General features: G+C 67.1%; 17 protein-coding genes and 1 pseudogene. 12 read left to right on the top strand and 6 right to left on the bottom strand.

What is annotated here, in order from left to right:
• Positions 1–83: 83 nt before the first annotated feature.
• The 3 genes from ACZ6DL_RS23840 (at position 84) to ACZ6DL_RS23830 (ending at position 3,006) form a co-directional block, all read left to right on the top strand.
• Positions 84–1,280 carry a protein kinase family protein gene (locus ACZ6DL_RS23840; RefSeq protein WP_466054267.1) on the top strand — a complete coding sequence of 399 codons (1,197 nt, stop codon included), beginning with the start codon at positions 84–86 and terminating at the stop codon, positions 1,278–1,280.
• A gap of 3 nt (positions 1,281–1,283) precedes the next feature.
• Positions 1,284–1,817 carry a hypothetical protein gene (locus tag ACZ6DL_RS23835; protein ID WP_466054265.1) on the top strand — a complete coding sequence of 178 codons (534 nt, stop codon included), beginning with the start codon at positions 1,284–1,286 and terminating at the stop codon, positions 1,815–1,817.
• A 199-nt stretch (positions 1,818–2,016) separates the two neighbouring features.
• Positions 2,017–3,006: a BtrH N-terminal domain-containing protein gene (locus tag ACZ6DL_RS23830; protein ID WP_466054264.1), complete on the top strand. Its 990-nt coding sequence runs from the start codon at positions 2,017–2,019 to the stop codon at positions 3,004–3,006.
• A 51-nt stretch (positions 3,007–3,057) separates the two neighbouring features.
• On the opposite strand, the gene ACZ6DL_RS23825 is transcribed toward ACZ6DL_RS23830, so the two are convergent.
• Positions 3,058–3,717 (bottom strand): helix-turn-helix transcriptional regulator, encoded by a 660-nt coding sequence (locus ACZ6DL_RS23825; protein ID WP_466054262.1) that lies wholly within the window; start codon positions 3,715–3,717, stop codon positions 3,058–3,060.
• Between ACZ6DL_RS23825 and ACZ6DL_RS23820 the strand changes: the two are divergent.
• Positions 3,703–3,954: pseudogene (locus ACZ6DL_RS23820) on the top strand (GTP cyclohydrolase I); the annotation flags it as partial. The gene ACZ6DL_RS23825 and the pseudogene ACZ6DL_RS23820 overlap by 15 nt on opposite strands.
• A 145-nt stretch (positions 3,955–4,099) precedes the next feature.
• Here the strand turns inward: ACZ6DL_RS23820 and ACZ6DL_RS23815 are convergent.
• Positions 4,100–6,901 (bottom strand): aminotransferase class I/II-fold pyridoxal phosphate-dependent enzyme, encoded by a 2,802-nt coding sequence (locus ACZ6DL_RS23815; RefSeq protein ID WP_466054261.1) that lies wholly within the window; start codon positions 6,899–6,901, stop codon positions 4,100–4,102.
• A gap of 265 nt (positions 6,902–7,166) precedes the next feature.
• Here ACZ6DL_RS23815 and ACZ6DL_RS23810 point away from each other — a divergent pair, with 265 nt between their 5' ends.
• On the top strand, positions 7,167–8,270 hold the full coding sequence (locus ACZ6DL_RS23810) for a spore photoproduct lyase family protein (protein WP_466054260.1): 1,104 nt from the start codon (positions 7,167–7,169) through the stop codon (positions 8,268–8,270).
• 201 nt (positions 8,271–8,471) lie between these two features.
• Positions 8,472–8,747 (top strand): GlsB/YeaQ/YmgE family stress response membrane protein, encoded by a 276-nt coding sequence (locus tag ACZ6DL_RS23805; RefSeq protein ID WP_063050060.1) that lies wholly within the window; start codon positions 8,472–8,474, stop codon positions 8,745–8,747.
• Between the two features lie 221 nt (positions 8,748–8,968).
• On the opposite strand, the gene ACZ6DL_RS23800 is transcribed toward ACZ6DL_RS23805, so the two are convergent.
• Positions 8,969–9,550: a TetR/AcrR family transcriptional regulator gene (locus tag ACZ6DL_RS23800; RefSeq protein WP_466054259.1), complete on the bottom strand. Its 582-nt coding sequence runs from the start codon at positions 9,548–9,550 to the stop codon at positions 8,969–8,971.
• An 87-nt stretch (positions 9,551–9,637) separates the two neighbouring features.
• Between ACZ6DL_RS23800 and ACZ6DL_RS23795 the strand changes: the two genes are divergently transcribed.
• From ACZ6DL_RS23795 to ACZ6DL_RS23780, 4 genes are all read left to right on the top strand, one after another.
• The gene (locus ACZ6DL_RS23795) at positions 9,638–9,841 is read left to right on the top strand and encodes a hypothetical protein (protein ID WP_466054258.1); all 204 of its coding nucleotides are present in this window, start codon (positions 9,638–9,640) and stop codon (positions 9,839–9,841) included.
• A 66-nt stretch (positions 9,842–9,907) separates the two neighbouring features.
• Complete coding sequence (locus ACZ6DL_RS23790; protein WP_466054257.1) at positions 9,908–10,648, top strand: DUF3558 family protein; 741 nt, start codon at positions 9,908–9,910, stop codon at positions 10,646–10,648.
• Positions 10,649–11,027: 379 nt separating this feature from the next.
• Positions 11,028–11,540 carry a hypothetical protein gene (locus ACZ6DL_RS23785; RefSeq protein WP_466054256.1) on the top strand — a complete coding sequence of 171 codons (513 nt, stop codon included), beginning with the start codon at positions 11,028–11,030 and terminating at the stop codon, positions 11,538–11,540.
• Between the two features lies 1 nt (position 11,541).
• A complete protein-coding gene (locus ACZ6DL_RS23780) occupies positions 11,542–12,705 on the top strand; it encodes an MAB_1171c family putative transporter (RefSeq protein ID WP_466054254.1) in 1,164 nt (387 codons plus the stop codon).
• Positions 12,706–12,792: 87 nt separating this feature from the next.
• Here ACZ6DL_RS23780 and ACZ6DL_RS23775 read toward each other — a convergent pair whose 3' ends face one another.
• A complete protein-coding gene (locus ACZ6DL_RS23775; protein ID WP_466054252.1) occupies positions 12,793–13,146 on the bottom strand; it encodes a YybH family protein in 354 nt (117 codons plus the stop codon).
• A 61-nt stretch (positions 13,147–13,207) separates the two neighbouring features.
• Here ACZ6DL_RS23775 and ACZ6DL_RS23770 point away from each other — a divergent pair, with 61 nt between their 5' ends.
• Complete coding sequence (locus ACZ6DL_RS23770) at positions 13,208–14,200, top strand: helix-turn-helix transcriptional regulator (protein WP_466054250.1); 993 nt, start codon at positions 13,208–13,210, stop codon at positions 14,198–14,200.
• Positions 14,201–14,326: 126 nt separating this feature from the next.
• Here ACZ6DL_RS23770 and ACZ6DL_RS23765 read toward each other — a convergent pair whose 3' ends face one another.
• Positions 14,327–15,169: an SAM-dependent methyltransferase gene (locus ACZ6DL_RS23765; RefSeq protein WP_466054249.1), complete on the bottom strand. Its 843-nt coding sequence runs from the start codon at positions 15,167–15,169 to the stop codon at positions 14,327–14,329.
• A 108-nt stretch (positions 15,170–15,277) separates the two neighbouring features.
• On the opposite strand from ACZ6DL_RS23765, the gene ACZ6DL_RS23760 reads away from it, so the two are divergent.
• The gene (locus ACZ6DL_RS23760) at positions 15,278–15,841 is read left to right on the top strand and encodes a TetR/AcrR family transcriptional regulator (RefSeq protein ID WP_466054247.1); all 564 of its coding nucleotides are present in this window, start codon (positions 15,278–15,280) and stop codon (positions 15,839–15,841) included.
• A gap of 173 nt (positions 15,842–16,014) precedes the next feature.
• Here the strand turns inward: ACZ6DL_RS23760 and ACZ6DL_RS23755 are convergent, their stop codons facing one another.
• Positions 16,015–16,692, bottom strand: a complete 678-nt coding sequence (locus ACZ6DL_RS23755) for an SDR family NAD(P)-dependent oxidoreductase (RefSeq protein WP_466054246.1) — start codon at positions 16,690–16,692, stop codon at positions 16,015–16,017.
• Positions 16,693–16,800 lie beyond the last annotated feature (108 nt).

Here is a 16,800-nt window from a genome sequence, read left to right as displayed (position 1 = left end):
TGCCCTACCGTCCCTGAGGCGTGCCCGATGGCGCGGAACTCGGTTGAGCGAGCAGCCGAACCCAGCAAGCGGAGGAGTGTCCATTGGCGTCCAGTGCTTCCAAGCCCGTACTGGAGGTTGTGCGGGGGATCGCCCGCATCGGTGGTCATGTCGCGAAGGAAACGGTGACCCGGCAGCGGGCCCGTATCCCGAGCGACGTGCCGGTGACCGGCCGTGAGGTGACAGCGCAATGGCTGACCGCCGTGCTGTGCGGTGGGCACCCCGGTGCGGAAGTCGACTCCTTCGAGACGCAGGACGTGAGCGCGGGCACCTCCACCCGCTGGAAGCTCAGCGTGACCTACAACGCCGCAGGCCGGGCGGCAGGCCTGCCGGAGGAGTTGTTCGCGAAGACCACCGCGGAGTTCAAACAGCGCCTCACCTTGGACCTGGCCGGAATCATCGGCGGTGAACCGGGTTTCTTCACCCACCTACGGCCGGTCCTGGACATCGAAGCGCCGCGCGGCTACCACAGCGCTGTGGACTATCGGTCGGGCCGGACGATCTCTTTGCTCGAGGACATCGTCAGCACCAAGGGCGCCACCTTCTGCACACCGCAGACACCGATCGACCGCACCGAGATCGAGGATTTGTTGCGCACGATGGCCACGTGGCACGCCCGCTACTGGAACGATGCCGAGCTGGAGGCCCATCGGTGGCTGAAGCCGCCGCGGGCGCATTTCGCCAATCTCGACCGGTTGATCGGCATGTCGAAACGCGCGCGGGTCGGAGCCCGGCGAGCGGCGGCGGTGATACCGGAAACGCTGGCGCACGACCACGACCGGCTCTATCACGCGCTGCAACGATCGCTGGAGATAGCCAGCACCGGTGCACAGACTTTTCTGCACGGCGACAGCCACATCGGCAACACCTACCGGACCTCCAGCGGTCGAATGGGCTTCACCGACTGGCAAGTGGTCTTGCGCGGCAGCTGGGCGTACGACGTCGCCTATGTGGTCGGTTCCGGTCTCGCCGTGCGGGACCGGCGGGACTGGGAGCGCGAACTGCTGGCCGTCTACCTCGACCACGTCGCGGCATGCGGTGCGCCCGCGCCCGATTTCGACACGGCGTGGCTGGCCTACCGGCAGCAGGCGTTGTATCCGTATTTCATCTGGTTGGCGACGATCGGCCACAGCGCTATCCAGCCGAGATACCAACCGGACGAGATCTGCCTCGGCATCATCGAGCGCACCGCCAACGCGGTGCTGGACCTGGACGCCGTGAAAGCGCTGGGGGAGGGATAGGTCGTGCAGATCATCAGTACTCGCTGCCGGACCTTCGAGTACACAGTGACGGCGCAGGGGCCGTGCGCGGTCGATATGGAGTGGGGGATCGGGGTACGCAAGTGCTTCCGAGATTGCCTGCGGGTATCCGTCGGCGTGCGTCACGGGGAGCTCACTCTCGCGGGTGCGGCCGTAAAGACCGTTCTGCGCATCGCCGACGAGACCGATGCGCGGGGGGTCGTCATCGACGGCGTCGCCCACGTGCCGGGTGATCGCCCGAGTGCCACCGCCGCGGTGGATGTGCTTTCGGCACTCGCCGACACCCTGGACGTGCTGGTGGAAATCACCGAACGTCTGGAGCAGCGCGGCGAACGAGTCCACCTGATGCCGTTCGGCTGGCACAAGGACTGTCACACCGAGGCGGTGGTAGGGCCCGGAGCACGGCAGATCATCCGGCTTCCGGCGGACGGCAACGTTCCCGTGCATCCGCGCTTTCGCGCCATGCATCCACTAGCCGATCGTCGGCGCCGTGGGCGTTGTGTGACCGGTTCCTGCTGAGGAAGCTCCCCTGTCGTCTGCACACAGCGCTTCGCACCGGGTACGCGTTGACTCTCCCCTCACGGGAGAGTGCACCATGTCGGCAACGCTCCCTTAGTCGCCCGCCACACGCGCGGCCGCGCCCGTCCGCGCGGCACGTCCCGTCGGGTAGCGAGGAGCCGCGAAATGACCTGATGATCTGCGCTCGGGAAGGCATGGCATGGCCACGGTGATGAACGTCGACGCGCGCGGTACGCGGCACTGCGAGACGACGGCCCTGGGAGTGCTGCTACGGCATCAGGGAATCGATCTGTCCGAGCCCATGCTGTTCGGCCTCGGCTCCGGTCTGTCCTTCGTCTACTGGGACAGCAAGAACATGGGCTTCCCTTTCCTCGGGGGACGGGTCAAGCCTTTCGACCTCACCAGGAACCTGGCCGCCGCGCTAGGACTGGAACTCTCGGTCGAAGAGACCACATCCGCCCGCCGGGCTTGGGAGAACGTGGTGGCCCCCATTGATGCCGGCCTCCCCGTAGGACTGCAACTCGACAGCTACTACCTGGACTACTTCAGCTCGAAGGTGCACTTCGGTGGTCACGTCGTCGCTGTGTACGGCTACGACGACCGTGACGCCTACCTGGTGGACACCGACCAGCAAGGCGGAGCGGTATCCACCAGCCTGACCGGCCTCGCCCGGGCCAGGGCCGCGCGCGGCCCGATGACCGCCAGGCACCGGTCCTTCACCCTCACCGTTGGGCGGAACCCGCCCTCCCCGCGCAGCCGTATCGTTCCCGCCATCACCGCCTGCGCCGAGGCTTTCCTCAACCCGCCGATCGCCAACCTCGGTCACCGAGGCATCGAGAAGGCGGGCAAGCTGGTGCCCACGTGGCTCCGGCGCACCGACGACCCGCAGCGGGACCTCGCCCAGGCCGCCCTCTTGATGGAGAAGGCCGGCACCGGCGGCGCGCTATTCCGTAACTTCTACCGCGACTTCCTCGCCGAATGCATCCAGACCCTCGACAGCCGCCACCTGCGCACCGGCCACGGGCTGTACGCCGAGGCAGCCACCCTCTGGACGGAAGTCGCGGCACTGATCGCACAAGCCGGTGAATCGGGCGATGAGCGGCGCCTCGTACAGGCAGGCTCTATCCTCCGGGATCTTTCGCGGGTCGAGTACGAGGCCATGCTGGCGCTGAACTGCCTGGGACGGTAGCGCTTCGAACGCCGCCCCTGCCTGTCGGCGCCTGACGCGGAGTATCGCTGGTCAGGTGGCTGAGCGGAGTTCTACGCAGCATTCCCCGGCCTTGGGTGCGAGCGCGTCGATCATGTCGGCCTCGAGCCCGGCGAGCACGCCGATCAGATAGGCGTGGTTGAGCCCGCACACCAGCTCGGGTTCGGCGGCGGCGAGCGGATGGAACGGGCAGTTGCGCAAGCGCAGGCAATCCGGTGCCGCACGGGTGGGTTCGAAGCCCTGTTCGGCGAGCAGCGATCGAAGGACCGTGAGGGCGCGTTCGGCGCCGAGCCGTCCGGGCCGTACCTGCTCTCGGGTGGCCCGGCCGAGAGCCGTGCCACGGTCGGTCGCCACGCGCCGCGCTGCGTCGCGCGCGGACTCACCGGAGTCATGAGTGAGCACCGCGCCCATCAGTATCTCGGCCAGGACTTCGTGGCGGCGTTCGGGGATGCTCACCCGCACCTCGGTGCCGGAGGGCTCGTACACCTTCGGTGCGCGCCCAACTTTCCGAAGGCCGTCGAGCTGCTGGTAACTCGCCCGCAGTAGTCCGGCGGCGACGAGCTTGTCCAGGTGGAAGGCCGCGAGTTTGCGCGAGATACCGACCTGCTCGGCGGCCTCGTCACGAGTGACCGGACGACCCGCGCGGCGGATGAACCAGTGCATGCCCCGCCGCGACTGCGTATCGTCGAGCATTTCTCCCACCGGCCCCAAGTGCAGGAACGACTCACCAAGCAGATCGCCGACTGGCTCGCCGAGAATCTGCAACCGATCGGCGTCGGCGTCGTCATCGAAGCCGAACACACCTGCATGACCCTGCGCGGCGTCCAAGCAGCCGGTACCACCACGGTCACCTCGACCTTGCTCGGCACACTGCGGGAAGACGCCCGCTCTCGCCAAGAACTCTTCTCGCTCACCGGGATCATGCCCTGAGCGACCACACCCGGCTCGCTCTCGCTGTCAGACCGCGATTCACCGGGTACGGCGATCGTGGGTCGGGATCTTTGCCACAGGCCGACCGACGATGATCGGCCCACCGCAGCTGCCGCAGTGTCTCGGGGTATGTTCGCCGATCGACTCACCCGATCCCTGGATGGTGGATCGCAGGCACCAGAGCTGCCCTCGGCACACCGTCGGTCGTCGCCGCGCTCGCATGCCGAGCCGCGGTCAGTCGCGTGAGCGCGGCCTCGGTGAAGACAGACAATCCGAGGTCGGGGTTGTATCCGTGAATTTCCTTGACATCGAGTTCGGCCAGGAAATAGAGGATCTCCGTCGAGATCAGCTGCCCCGGGACCAGCACCGGGAAGCCCGGCGGGTAGGGGACGACGAAGGTGGCGGACACCAGCGGCCTTCCCTTGGCGAGCTGTCGCCCCGCGTCGCCGAGCAGGACGTGCTCGCGGTCGGACTCCGCGTACCCGGCGTAGAAGGCCGATCGCATGTCGCCGAACGAGCTGGCGCCGTCGGGACGGAACGCGCTGTCGAACGCGCTGAAGTCGGGCAGCGCAGGCAGATCCTTGGTGATCTCGTCGACCCGCCGCTGTTGCAGGGCGCGATCGGCCTTACCGGCCGCGTTGCGGCCGCTCTCGAAGTCGGTAGCCACCCGCCGCAGCACGTCGAGCAGGTAGTGCACGCTCGACCAGGTGACGCCGATCGTGAAGATCAACAGCACCGTGTTGATCGAGGTCTTGTTGATCTGGATGCCGAACCGGTCCATCAGGATCTTCTCGCGGAAGTCGTAACCGTTCATGCCGGTTTCGCCGATGAACAGGGTGACCCGCGTCGGGTCGAGCACGAACTGATCGGACCGCCACGCCTCGTTCCACTCCGCCAAGCCACCCTGTCTGACTTGCCGGTACGAGCTGACGGCGGAGGGCCGGAACTCGCCGGGCACCAGGTCGGCCTCGTCGAGGATGCGGAACCACTTGCCGATCAGCCGGTCTTTGCGGACGCGGTGGCGGAACACCAGCGCCATGTCATAGGCGTGCCGGACCAGCTGGAAACCCTCGATGTCGACCTGCCGACGCGCCAAGTCCAGCGACGCGAGCAGTTGCTGGTTCGGCGAGGTCGAAGTGTGGGTCAGAAACGCCTCGGTGAACGTCTCGCGGACGAGGGCTTTGAAATCCTGGTCGCGGATGTGGATCATCGACGCCTGCCGAAGCGCCGAGAGTGACTTGTGGGTGGAATGCGTCGCGTACACGCGTACCCGCGCACGCTCGGGATCGGGAAGCAGCCGGTGGTCGCTCCACTCGGCACGGTCGACGCCCCGCATCGACGCACGCCATGCGCGGTACTGCTCGGCGTATCCGGACGACGACAACGCCGATTCCAGTTGCTCGGCGGCGACCATCGCGGTCCGCTGCCGTGCCCACGGCACCGCGGTGGCGAAGGCGTACCACGCCTCGTCCCAGAGGAAGCAGATGTCCGGCTTGATCGCCAGGACCTCCTCCATCACGCGCCGGGGGTTGTAGACGATGCCGTCGAAGGTGCAGTTGGTCAGCAGTAGCATGCGCACGCGGTCCAGTTGACCGGCCGCCTCGAGGTCGAGCAGCGCCTTCTTGATGGTCCGCAGGGACACCGCTCCGTAGATCGCGAACGGTGCGAGAGGGTAGGCGTCCAGGTACATCGGGTACGCCCCGGCGAGTACCAGGCCGTAGTGGTGCGACTTATGGCAGTTGCGGTCGATCAGAACGATGTCACCCGGCCGGGTCAGTGCCTGCACGACGATCTTGTTCGCGGTGGACGTCCCGTTGGTCACGAAGTAGGTCTGATCGGCGCACCATGTCTTGGCGGCCTTGTCCATCGCCGCCCTGATCGTGCCGTGCGGGTCCAGCAGTGAGTCCAGCCCGCCGGAGGTGGACGAGGTCTCGGCCATGAAGATGTTGCGGCCGTAGAACTCGCCCATGTCCTGGAGCGACTTGGAGTTGAAGATGCTCGCGCCACGCGCGACGGGAAGGGCGTGGAATTGGCCTACTGGCGCGGCCGCATAGGCGCGCAGTGCGTCGAAGAAGGGGGTGGCGAACCGGCTCCGGACACCGCCGAGCACCGTGCTGTAGAGGTCGGTGGCGTCGTTGAGCCGATAGAAGGTGCGATCGTAGACGTCCGGCTCTTCCTCGGTCTCGGCGGCGATCGACTCGTCGGTGAGCAGATACAGGTCGATATGCGGCCGCAGCTTCCTGATCCACTCGCCACACTCGATCCAGTCGCGGGTGCGGTCGGTCACGACCACGTCGTCGTTGACGCCGAGCAGCGTGGTCATCAACGGCACCCGGTCGCGGGAACGAAGCGGTAGGTCATGCCGGATGATCGCCGCCTGGATCTCGCCGTTCAACGCGACGGCGGTGATGGCGTCCTCGACGCTCGCCACGACGAGCAACTCGAACTGCACGTCGTCCGACGGGTCGCGAAGCGCGCGCAGGCTGTGCGCCAAGCCCTCGGGCGCTTCGGGCGGGGAGTCGTCGCCGAGCAGAACGGTGTAGAACTTCTGCTGTTTGGCCCGCGCCACGAGTTCCTGATCGGCCAACGGCGCGGCGTCGTCGAACATGGCCGCGCGGTCGCCGTACTCGGAGAGCAGGCGCACGGCCAGCGACACTTCCTGGGTGAGCCGCACCGTGGCGAGATCGGCGACATACCCGCGAAACGCCGCCAGCCTGGCCGCGCCCGGGTACAGCCAGTACCGCTCATAGGCGCCGAGTCGGTCGAGGAGGCGACGCACCCGCGCGGCTTCGCGGGTGGTATCCAGGCCGGCGCCGTTGACATCGGCGAGCCTGCGGCACGCGTCGTCGAGCAGATTCCACGTGTCGATTCGCGAGTACGACGGGTTCGCTACCGCCGCCAGCGCGGAAACACTGAGCCCCTTCGGGCGCTCGCCGTCTCGGTGCATGTCGTCAGTCTCGCCCCTCCATCGCTGGGCGAAGTGATCCGTCGAATGCGGCAGATCACGCTGGAACATCTATCCCCTTCGAATATTGTGCTCCGCCGAAGATCGAATTCCTAGCAGGCGAGAAATCCCGCCTCGCCGGTTCGGCCGGTGCGCGTCCACCGATGAGCCACTCCGGGTGCGATCGGCCTCGCGTCGGCGGTGGCGCTGCCCACACCGCGTCGCCTGAGGCCACCGGAATGTCGGTGGGGTGGAGTAGGCAGAGGCTATGACTCGATCCGCCGCAGATCAGGACCCCTTCCGGTCCGCATCGAGCCCTCGCCTGCTGGACGTCCGTCGCCTGTGGGCCGAACCGGAGGCGCTGGCGAGCCCCCGTGGGCAGCAGGTGCGCGCGCGGTTCCCCGACGCCGAGATCATCACCGTCGCCTCCCACTGGAAGATCGACCAGCTGCACGGCAACGCGGGCAACGTCGACCGCTGGATCCGGGTCAAGACCGAGGACCTCGTGCTCGGGATCAAGAAGTCGCTCACGGCCCGGGCCAACGGCCGTTCCGCCGATTGGATCGCGCCCTCGACGTCCAACGGCTGCGCGATGGCGTGCGCCTACTGCTACGTCCCCCGCCGCAAGGGTTATGCGAACCCGATCACGGTGTTCACGAACATCGACAAGATCGTCGGCTATCTCGAACGGCACGTGCGCAAGCAGGGGCCGAAGACCGTGCCGAACCAGTGCGACCCGCACGCGTGGGTCTACGACCTGGGCGAGAACAGCGACTGCTCGGTCGATGCCCTGGTCAGCGACAACGTCGCCGACCTGATCACCGCGTTCGGCGCGTGGCCCACCGCGAAGGCGTCGTTCGCCACCAAGTACGTCAATCGCGACCTGCTCGACCTCGACCCCCGCGGGCGGACCCGGATCCGTTTCTCGCTCATGCCGGAGGCCGACGCCCGGTTGCTCGACCTGCGCACCACACCGATCCGTCAGCGCATCGCCGCGATCGATGACTTCGTGGCAGCGGGCTACGAGGTGCACGTCAACTTTTCCCCCGTCGTCGTCCGCCCCGGCTGGGAGGAGGACTGGGCGGAGCTGCTGGAGGAGCTCTCGGACGGCACGGGCTCCGCCTTCAAGGCCCAGGCCGCTGCGGAGATCATCATGCTCACCCACAACGAGCAACTGCACGAGCTCAACCTGGGCTGGCACCCGCAGTCCGAGAACCTGCTGTGGCGGCCGCCCATTCAACAGGCCAAGCGCTCCCGGTCGGGCATGTGGAACGTGCGCTACCGCAACGACGTCAAGGCCGCCGGTGTCGAGACTCTGACGGGACTCATCGCCCAGCGGACGCCCTGGTTGACGGTGCGTTACGCGTTCTGAACCGTCCGGATGCCCGTCCCCGAACGTCGTCCGGGGCAATGGTTGTGAACAGGTGCCAGACGTGCGCCTGCGCTCCGGCCGGTCGATCGGTGAGGATCCCTCAGCTACGCAATGCGATTGACGGCTCACGACCGGGGTATGGCGAGGACAGTCGCTCGCTCGATCAGTGTGCGGGCTCAACTCGACGAATCGGAGAAGAAGATGCTCGGTCTCGGAATCCTCGGTTGGATCATCATCGGCGGTCTGGCCGGCTGGATCGCCAGCAAGTTCATGAAAACCGATGCTCAGCAGGGCATTCTGCTCAATATCGTGGTGGGCGTTGTCGGCGGCCTGCTCGGTGGGTTCCTGCTGAAGCTTCTGGGAGTCGATGTCGAGGGCGGCGGACTGTGGTTCAGCTTCTTCACCTGCCTCGGCGGCGCGGTGGTCCTGCTGTTCCTGGTCGGGTTGGTGACCGGCCGTCGCGGCGCACTGCGCTGAGACCCGCGCTCGGCGGCGTAGAGCCGAACGCGCGCGCTTCGAGCGGCCCGAACCTTTCGAGGTTCGGGCCGTTCTTCGTGAGAGCGCGGGTAAATCGGACCGATCATTCTCATACGAGAGTGCGGTAAACGTCGCTCGCTCATAGCGTTCGTATGGCGGTCTATGACGGCGATCAGGGTGCCGAGGTCCGGTGTCCGCCGCGTGTGCGGGACCGTACGCACTCAGCCCAGTATCGACGCGGCCACTCGTCCCGCGTCCCGCAGGCGCGTTGCGGCGTCCGGGGTGCGTTCGAGTACCCAGACTCCCTGCAAGAAGACCAGCAGGAAGCGGGCCATGGCGCGCGGGTCCGCGTCGGCGGCCAGTTCCTCCTGCGCTCGGGCGCGGGCCAATGCGGAGGCCAGTGCGGTTTCGGTACGCGCCCAACTGGATTCGACCACCCGGGCGACGTCCGCGTCGCGGGCGGCGAGTTCTACTGCGGCATTGGTCACCAGGCAGCCCAGGAATCGATTCTCCGAACAGGACTCGGTCACGAACCGGTCGATCAGTCCTCTGATCGCGGGCAGCGCCGGGCCCGGCCGGGCCAGTTCCGCCGTGACGGTCGCGTCGACGACTTCCACATGGCGTCGCAGCGCCTTCATGAAGAGCTCGTGTTTGCTCCCGAAGGTGCCGTATATGCAGGCCCTGGCGATGCCGAGATGCTCGGTCAGGTCCGCGATCGAGGTCTTCTCGTAGCCACGCTGCCAGAACAGTCGCAGCGCGCGGTCCAGCGCCACATCGGGGTCGAATTCCTTGCTGCGCGCCACATTTCGTAACGCTAAAGCTATGTGGACCGATCAGTCAAAATGCAAGACCCGTCAACCCTCATGTACAACCACAGAACAGGACACCTGATGAAGAAGCTCGTCGTAGTCGCCGCCCTGATCGCAGGACTCGTCGTACCAGCGGGTTCGGCGGCCGCGGAATCCGTTGCCGCACCTGTCGCGACGTCGTCCGCCGCGACCCCGGTGGGTTCATGGTCGGAGGAACTCTTCTGCGCCGTCATCAAATTCTTGAAGGGGGGCTGGGCGGGCCGTCCCACCGACTGCTCGTTCTGATGAGCCGAACTCGAACCTTCGTGGCAACGTCCTGACAGTACGTCCTGACAGTAGAGGAATCTCGAGATGACAAGTAGGGCTACCGGGCGCGGTGTCGCAGCCGTGGCGTGTGGCGCGGTGATGCTGCTCGCCGGCTGTACGAATACCTCCGAGGACACATCGCCGACTCCGAGCGGGGCGACCTCGGCGACGAGCGCCGCCGCCGCGCCCACGACGGCCCGAGTCGAGGGTGACTCGGCCGCGTCGGCACCCCCTCGTGTCGATCCCGGTGCCCCCGCGCCCGGAGCCCCCGCTCCCGACGCCCCGGTGCCTGGAGTTCCAGCTCCTGGCGCCCCGGCGCCTGCGGCCACCGCATCGGGTAGCCCGGCCGCCACAGCCACGGATTCTGCGGCCGGTGCCTTCTGGGACCCCTGCTCGCTACCGGAATCCGACCTCGATGCGGCGGGATTGGACACTGGCACCGAGGCACGGATAACGGACGCCACGTTCCCGGCTTGGCAGATGTGTAAGTGGAAATCTATCGATCGGACTTTCGAACTGGTGATCGCCGCATCCGATCGCACGATCGACGATCTCCTCGAACCCGGAACGTATCAGGATCTCAGGAGGACCGAATTCTATGGCCGACAGGTGATCCAATACCGATCGGTGGCGGACGTGCACAAGCTGGGCTGCGATGTCGGCACCCCGGCCGCGTTCGGCAGCATCGTGTTCGCGGTGCGCAATACTCGCATCCAGACCGATGTGGGCGATCCCTGCGCCGACGCGAATCGAGTCGGAGCGGGCCTGTTCCGATCGCTGCCCTGACCCGCTGAACTCGATCTACGAGGCGCGATCATCCGCTCCGGCCGATCGCTCCGCGCCATAGTCGATATTTCGCCACGGGGAAGGCGGACGCTGGTGTGTCCCGATCCTCTGCCCACCAGCGGGTTTCGTGCCGGCGTCCGCCGTCTCACCGGATCGGTTCAGCAGTTGGTTGCGCGGCCGGCCGGGTCGCTGGTGGTACTACCAGCGCAAGAGCCGGGCTCGAGCAGCGAGCGAACCAAGCCGACGACGTTGCGGCCGATCCGCGCAGGCGGATGCGAGAAAGCTTGCGCGACAAGCCGCGTCCGCGACAATGCTCCGTAGACGACTACGCTCACCGCAATATCGGCATGGGGCACGTGATCAGCGAGGGGAAGGCGTAATGGAGGATCTCGCCGCGCGATTCGAGGAGCTGGGTCGCCTGGTACCGATCCCCGATCCATGGGACATGACGGAATACATCGCGCGGGTGGCAGCGTACCGGGAACGGCCGATAACGCTGTGCCCGATCGACGTCGGCGCACTCTCGGGGAACGGATGCGGCACCGGAAGCGGCCTGTGGATCGCCCGGGAAGGTGACGACGTGATCATGTACGGGGCCGACACCGAATGGCACGCCGATCACATCATCGCCCACGAGATCGGTCACATGCTGCTCGGCCACGGCGGAACCGCGAGCGGTCCCGGTGCCGGCGCGGCCGATCTGCCGTTGCGTGAATTGATGCCCTCGCTGTCGCTGGAAACCATCCGCGGCGTACTGCGCCGCCAGGACTACGGCAGTGAGCGCGAGCGCGCCGCCGAAACTTTCGCCGACCTGCTGCTGGTGGAAGCGATGCTGCCGAAGCGGTCGGCGAGCCGGTTCCGCTCGACGTTCTTCCGAAACCGGCACCGATGAGATGACCTCCCCGATCCCGGTTTGGATCACCTGGCCTGTCCTGGCAGGTCTCACGTTGGTGCTGGCCGGTCGGTGGTGGCTGCTGGGGGACAGCGTCGTCGACCGGCTCGTCAACCGTGCGCTCGCCGCCGGTATTTGCGAACACCTGTTGCGGGAGGCACGGTTCGAACAGGCACTGGTCTGGCTGCTGCCCGGCGGTGACAGTGACGTGGTGAACCTCGCCCGGCAGCTCTCGCTGGGAGCGACCGTGTGGGCCGTCTCGAATATCTACGGCATCGCCGAATTGTGGGCGGGCGCCGACCCCGCCCACACGTGGCGCAGGCAGCGGCGTTATGACCTCCTCTCGATCGTCGTCACCGTCGTCATCCTGATCGCGGGGTCGCCGGCCCGCCGCGCTGATCAGTTGATCGACCAAGCCCTCGGCTGGCCGGCTGTCGTGGTCTGGGTCGCGTTTTCCCTGCCGCTCGGCGCTACGGCCCTGCTCGTCGGACGGGTGAGCGTGCGCGAGATGCGCGCGGCGGGGGACACCACCTGGCAGGAGCGCGCCCTGTACGCAGTGGTCCTGTGCACCGCCGGGGGCATGGGGATCGTGGCGGTCGTCTACCCGATCGAGACCGCCTGCGATGTCGTGACAGGCCGGCCGTCATTCGATCCAGAGATGCACTGGAAAGCATGGAGCGGCTTCCTTCTCTCGGCCGTCGGCGCCCCCGCTGTGGTCACTGTGCCGCTGATCAGCACCCTGCTCAGCCGTCTCGGATGGGACCGTACCGGCCGATACTGCCGCCGCCTGCAACCGATGTGGGCCGATCTCGCCGCAGCCGTACCCGAAATCGTTCTGGAGGCGCGCGGCCGCGACGGCCGAACGGACCCGGCCATCCGTCTGCACCGCATGACGGTCGAGATCCGCGACAGCCTGCTGCACCTCAAGCGCTACAGCGACAGCCCCGACGATCTGGCCGCCACCGGCGCTGACCCGCATATCTATGCCCGCCGCGTCGCCGAGGCGATTGCCGCCAAAGCTGCCGGGCGCCCCCCGAGCGCGAACCGGATCACGTCCCGACACCAGATCCGTCCGGGGGCACGAGATCTCACCGCCGAGTTGCGCCGGCTGCTCGCACTCGCCGAAGCATGGCCACACGTCCGCGGCCTGACCAAGCCGCCGTAACGCCGGTTACGCGGACCGGTCACCGGGACCCGCCTCGACGCCGCTGCGCCGCGGTGGGCGCGGTCCCGCCGGCCCACCGCCGCACCGCTACGGCACGAGTGCCGGCTGGTCCACGGCCCACAGCCACGACCCGTCCGGCTGGCGACGGGCGATCTCGACCGTCACCTCGCCGGTGGTCAGTGTGGACGCTGTCAGTGCCAGGTCGCCGCTCACCAACGCCGGATGTTGCCTACCGGGCGAGAGCACCGGCGCGGCCGCGACGAATTGTTCGTACACCTTGCGGATCTCCGCATGTCCGGTCGCGAGGTTGCCAGGTGGGAACGCCAGCACGGCGTTCGGCTCATACAACGCCACCAGCCCCTCGACGTCGCCCGCATTGGCGCGCTCGATGAAGTACCTGCCCAGATCGTTGGGGTCGGTGGCCACAGTCTCGTTTGTCATGGTGATCAGCCTCCCAACGAATCACGACATCCTCTGTCGTGTATTCCGGTAGGTTTTCCGGATGCGCGCCGACCGATTGGTCTCGCTGGTGTTGCTGCTGCGTCAGCGCGGTCGGTTGACCGCTGACACGCTGGCCCGCGAGCTGGAGGTATCCACCCGCACCGTGCTGCGCGACATCGAGGCCCTCTCCGCGGCCGGCGTCCCGGTCTATGCCGAACGCGGACGGTACGGCGGTTTCGCATTGCTGCCCGGTTTCCAGACCGAGCTCACCGGGCTGAACCACGACGAGGCGCTCGCCCTGCTCGTCGCCGGATCACGGCGCGGCGCACAGGTATTCGGCCTCGGCTCCGCGCTCGCCTCGGCCATGCGCAAGGTGGTCGACGCCCTACCGGAAAGCTATCGGGCCATCGCGACCGGCGCGGCCCAGCGATTGCTCGTCGACCCGGAGACCGACCTCCTCGCACGCAGGCTGGTCCCCGAAGAGGTGCCCGACACCATAGTGAGCGAGATCCGCCGCGCGGTGTTCGCCGGACACAAGCTGCGCATCCACTACGCGGCTGCGGCCCAGACCCCGAAGTGGCGAACAGTGGACCCGATCGGCCTGGTCACCGTGCGCGACCAGGGTTACCTGCTGGCCACCATATCCGGCGCGGACCGCACCTACCGGCTGTCGCGGGTGCTGGCCGCCGAGGAACTTCCCGAACCCGCACAGCGACCGGAACGAGTCGATCTGGATCGCGCCTGGCAGGAACGCAGCACGCAGTTCCGGACCGGCGGCGACCGAGTCACCGTGCTGGTACGGGTGGACCCGGCACGGCGGGAAGACCTGATGCGCACCGCACTCGCCGTCCGCGCCGAAGAAGCCGACGCAGACGGCCGGCTGCGGCTCGAGGTGAGCTTCCAAGATCGCAGACACGCCGAATGGGCGCTGTGGCAGCTCGCCACGGACGCCGAAGCCCTCACCCCGCAGTGGTTGCGCACCTCCCTGCGCGACCGCGCCGCCGCGATCGCCACCTGCTACGGAGAGTCGTCCGGCCGAACCGGAACAACGTGAGTCGTCCTCCTGAACGGCCGGACACCGGCCCCGGCCGCCGCCATACCCCGGCCGCCCTGCGCCGACTACTCGACGAAACCGAGCCGAACCGGCGAAGCGGATCGTCGAGGGATCTCGGCCTGCCGGTCACCGGCGGATCGCGGCTATATTCCCGACGTCCGGGTCGAGCCCCGCTACCGGGCGGCCCAGCGGTGCGACCATGTCGCTCCAGCTGCGGAACTCGGTATCCCAGCCGATTTCGTCAAGCCATTGCTCGACATCCTCGCCGAGGCCGCCGGCCGCGCGCGGAGGGGCCGCATCGCCGGAGACGAGGCGGCGCAACTCGGGATACGGGCCTGCCGTGGCGTCGACCCGGAATCGGCTGACGCCGAAACGACTCCCTCGACAGGACAAATCGGTAAGCGTCAGAACGACTCGACGGTTCTGCTCTGGCGGCAGGTAGGCAAGCGCGCCCTCGTCCACCCAATACGTCGGGATATCGGGACGGAAACCGTGCTTACTCAGCGCCGTTGCCCAATCCTCCGCCAGATCCATGGCGATGGCCTGGCGTCGACATGTCGCGGTGGAACCGGCCCGGGTCAGTACGGGCTCCTTGAACGCGAACAGCTCGGGCAGGTCTATCTCGAAGACGTGTATGGACTCCGGCAGCTCCATCCGGAAGGCACGAGTGTCCAAGCCGGCGCCGAGCAAGACGATCTGGCGACAACCGGCGTCGATCGCCTCACGTACCCGATCATCGACCAACCGCACACCGAGGCTGCGCCCGAGATAGAACTGCTCCGCGACCGTCTCCATCCGGGCCCAGCGCTCGGGTTCGAAATCCGACCGGGCGGCGGCGACGAACTGCTTCGCCCACGGGTCGTCGTACAGCCGATCCGGCCGCTCGGATTCGCGTGCCCGGATCATCGCGACCCCGATCGCGGTCATGGCCACGCCCATGACGGGTGCCTTCTCTGCCTGTTCGGTCATCGGTTCTCCCCGCCGCTTCGATTTAACTTGCCGACCGGCTAGTTATTTGGGCTACCAGGAGACGCTATGCTTCACCTAGCCGGTCGTCAAGCAAAATCGAGGACTTCCATGGATAGGCGTCGCAGCGACACCCGGGAACGGATTCGTTCCGTCGCCATGGAACTGTTCTCCGAACGCGGTTATGAGAAGACGTCGCTGCGCGAGATCGCCGAACGCCTCGGCATCACCAAAGCCGCGCTGTACTACCACTTCCGTACCAAGGAAGATATCGTCGCAAGCCTCTCGGAGGATCTGCGCCGCGGCATCGACGACATCGTCGAGTGGGCCGAATCCGCACCGCCGGGTCCCGAACGCGCCCGGCAGATCGTCACCCGCTACGGCGCGCTGCTGCACGGGCTCGGCAAGGACATGATCCGCTTCTGGGCCGAAAACCAGCCCGCCTTCCGTGACCTCGGCTTCGGGACCAGCCTGCGCTATCAGTTCCGAGTCCTCGCCGGTCTGATGACCCAGCCAGACTCCTCGCCGTTGGCGGAATTCCACGCCCGCCAAGCCCTGCTGGCCATCAGCTGGAGCCTGTCCATGATGGGCGACCTCGACATCAGCGACGAGGACAGCTACCAAGCCGCCACCGGTATCGCCTCGAGCATCGTCGACCGCATGGGACAGCGGTGATCGGGCGCCGGCGACGGCCGCCGGCTTCGGGGAGGGTGAACCGCGGTCCCGGACCGCGAACACCACTCGATCCGTTCGCCGCAGCCCCGACGAGCCGCCATTCGCGCGAAGCACACCGAAGCACCGGATGTCGAAGCAGGCCGGTATCCGATCACGTACCGGTCGATTCGTCTTCACCAGGGCACTGGGCCGTCCTCGCTGAACATGCCCGCTGTCGGCCCGTCGGCGCCGAGCGTGGCCAGGCGCACCAGGACCGCGGCTCCCTGCGCGACCGTGCGGAACCCGGTGTGATTGTTGCTGTCGGTGTCGACGTAGCCGGGGCAGGCGGCATTCACGAGGAATCCGTCCTTGCGTAATTCGTTGGCGTAGTTGACGGTCAGCGCGGCCGGCGCGGACTTGGAAGGGTTGTAGGCGGCCGACGGAAGCAACCCCGCGAAGGGGCCGTTCGGGTCGCTGATCAGGGTGAGTGAAGCGGCGTGGCTGCTGACGTTCACGATGCGCGGCGGCGGCGACCGCCGCAGCAGTGGCAGCATCGTGTTGGTCACCGCGATCACGCCGAAAACGTTGGTCTCGAACACCGCCCGGACCATCTGCGGGTCGACGGTACTGGGAACCTGATCGTGCGCATCCTGCGGCGAAACCTGTCCGGAGCCGGTGATTCCGGCGTTGTTGATCAGCACGTCGAGTTGTCCGAAATTCTCCTCGATCCGCTTCGCCGCCTCCTCGATGGTGACCGGATCGGTGACATCCAGGACGATGGCGTGTGCGTCGCCGCCTGCCGAGCGCAGTGCTGCCGCGGCTTCCTCTCCACGCAGCGGATCCCTGGCTCCGAGCAGGACCCTCGTACCCAACGCCGCGAGTTGTTCGGCGGCCCCACGGCCGATCTTTGGTCGCCCCGGTGATCAGCCGCGACGCGGATTCACGAAGCTGGTCGTATGGGTCCGGGGTAGACTGAATTC

It is taken from the genome of Nocardia sp. NPDC041819 (assembly GCF_055590505.1).
The sequence above is the reverse complement of the archived record's forward strand: the minus strand, read 5'-3'. Positions and strand labels throughout refer to the sequence as shown.

What these genes read in the sequence shown, in the direction of transcription:
- ACZ6DL_RS23830 (WP_466054264.1), top strand. Translation starts at nt 2,017, where the DNA reads ATGGCCACGGTGATGAACGTCGACGCGCGCGGTACGCGGCACTGCGAG.
- ACZ6DL_RS23825 (WP_466054262.1), bottom strand. Translation starts at nt 3,717, where the DNA reads ATGCTCGACGATACGCAGTCGCGGCGGGGCATGCACTGGTTCATCCGC.
- ACZ6DL_RS23815 (WP_466054261.1), bottom strand. Translation starts at nt 6,901, where the DNA reads ATGCACCGAGACGGCGAGCGCCCGAAGGGGCTCAGTGTTTCCGCGCTG.
- ACZ6DL_RS23810 (WP_466054260.1), top strand. Translation starts at nt 7,167, where the DNA reads ATGACTCGATCCGCCGCAGATCAGGACCCCTTCCGGTCCGCATCGAGC.
- ACZ6DL_RS23805 (WP_063050060.1), top strand. Translation starts at nt 8,472, where the DNA reads ATGCTCGGTCTCGGAATCCTCGGTTGGATCATCATCGGCGGTCTGGCC.
- ACZ6DL_RS23795 (WP_466054258.1), top strand. Translation starts at nt 9,638, where the DNA reads ATGAAGAAGCTCGTCGTAGTCGCCGCCCTGATCGCAGGACTCGTCGTA.
- ACZ6DL_RS23790 (WP_466054257.1), top strand. Translation starts at nt 9,908, where the DNA reads ATGACAAGTAGGGCTACCGGGCGCGGTGTCGCAGCCGTGGCGTGTGGC.
- ACZ6DL_RS23785 (WP_466054256.1), top strand. Translation starts at nt 11,028, where the DNA reads ATGGAGGATCTCGCCGCGCGATTCGAGGAGCTGGGTCGCCTGGTACCG.
- ACZ6DL_RS23780 (WP_466054254.1), top strand. Translation starts at nt 11,542, where the DNA reads ATGACCTCCCCGATCCCGGTTTGGATCACCTGGCCTGTCCTGGCAGGT.
- ACZ6DL_RS23775 (WP_466054252.1), bottom strand. Translation starts at nt 13,146, where the DNA reads ATGACAAACGAGACTGTGGCCACCGACCCCAACGATCTGGGCAGGTAC.
- ACZ6DL_RS23770 (WP_466054250.1), top strand. Translation starts at nt 13,208, where the DNA reads ATGCGCGCCGACCGATTGGTCTCGCTGGTGTTGCTGCTGCGTCAGCGC.
- ACZ6DL_RS23765 (WP_466054249.1), bottom strand. Translation starts at nt 15,169, where the DNA reads ATGACCGAACAGGCAGAGAAGGCACCCGTCATGGGCGTGGCCATGACC.
- ACZ6DL_RS23760 (WP_466054247.1), top strand. Translation starts at nt 15,278, where the DNA reads ATGGATAGGCGTCGCAGCGACACCCGGGAACGGATTCGTTCCGTCGCC.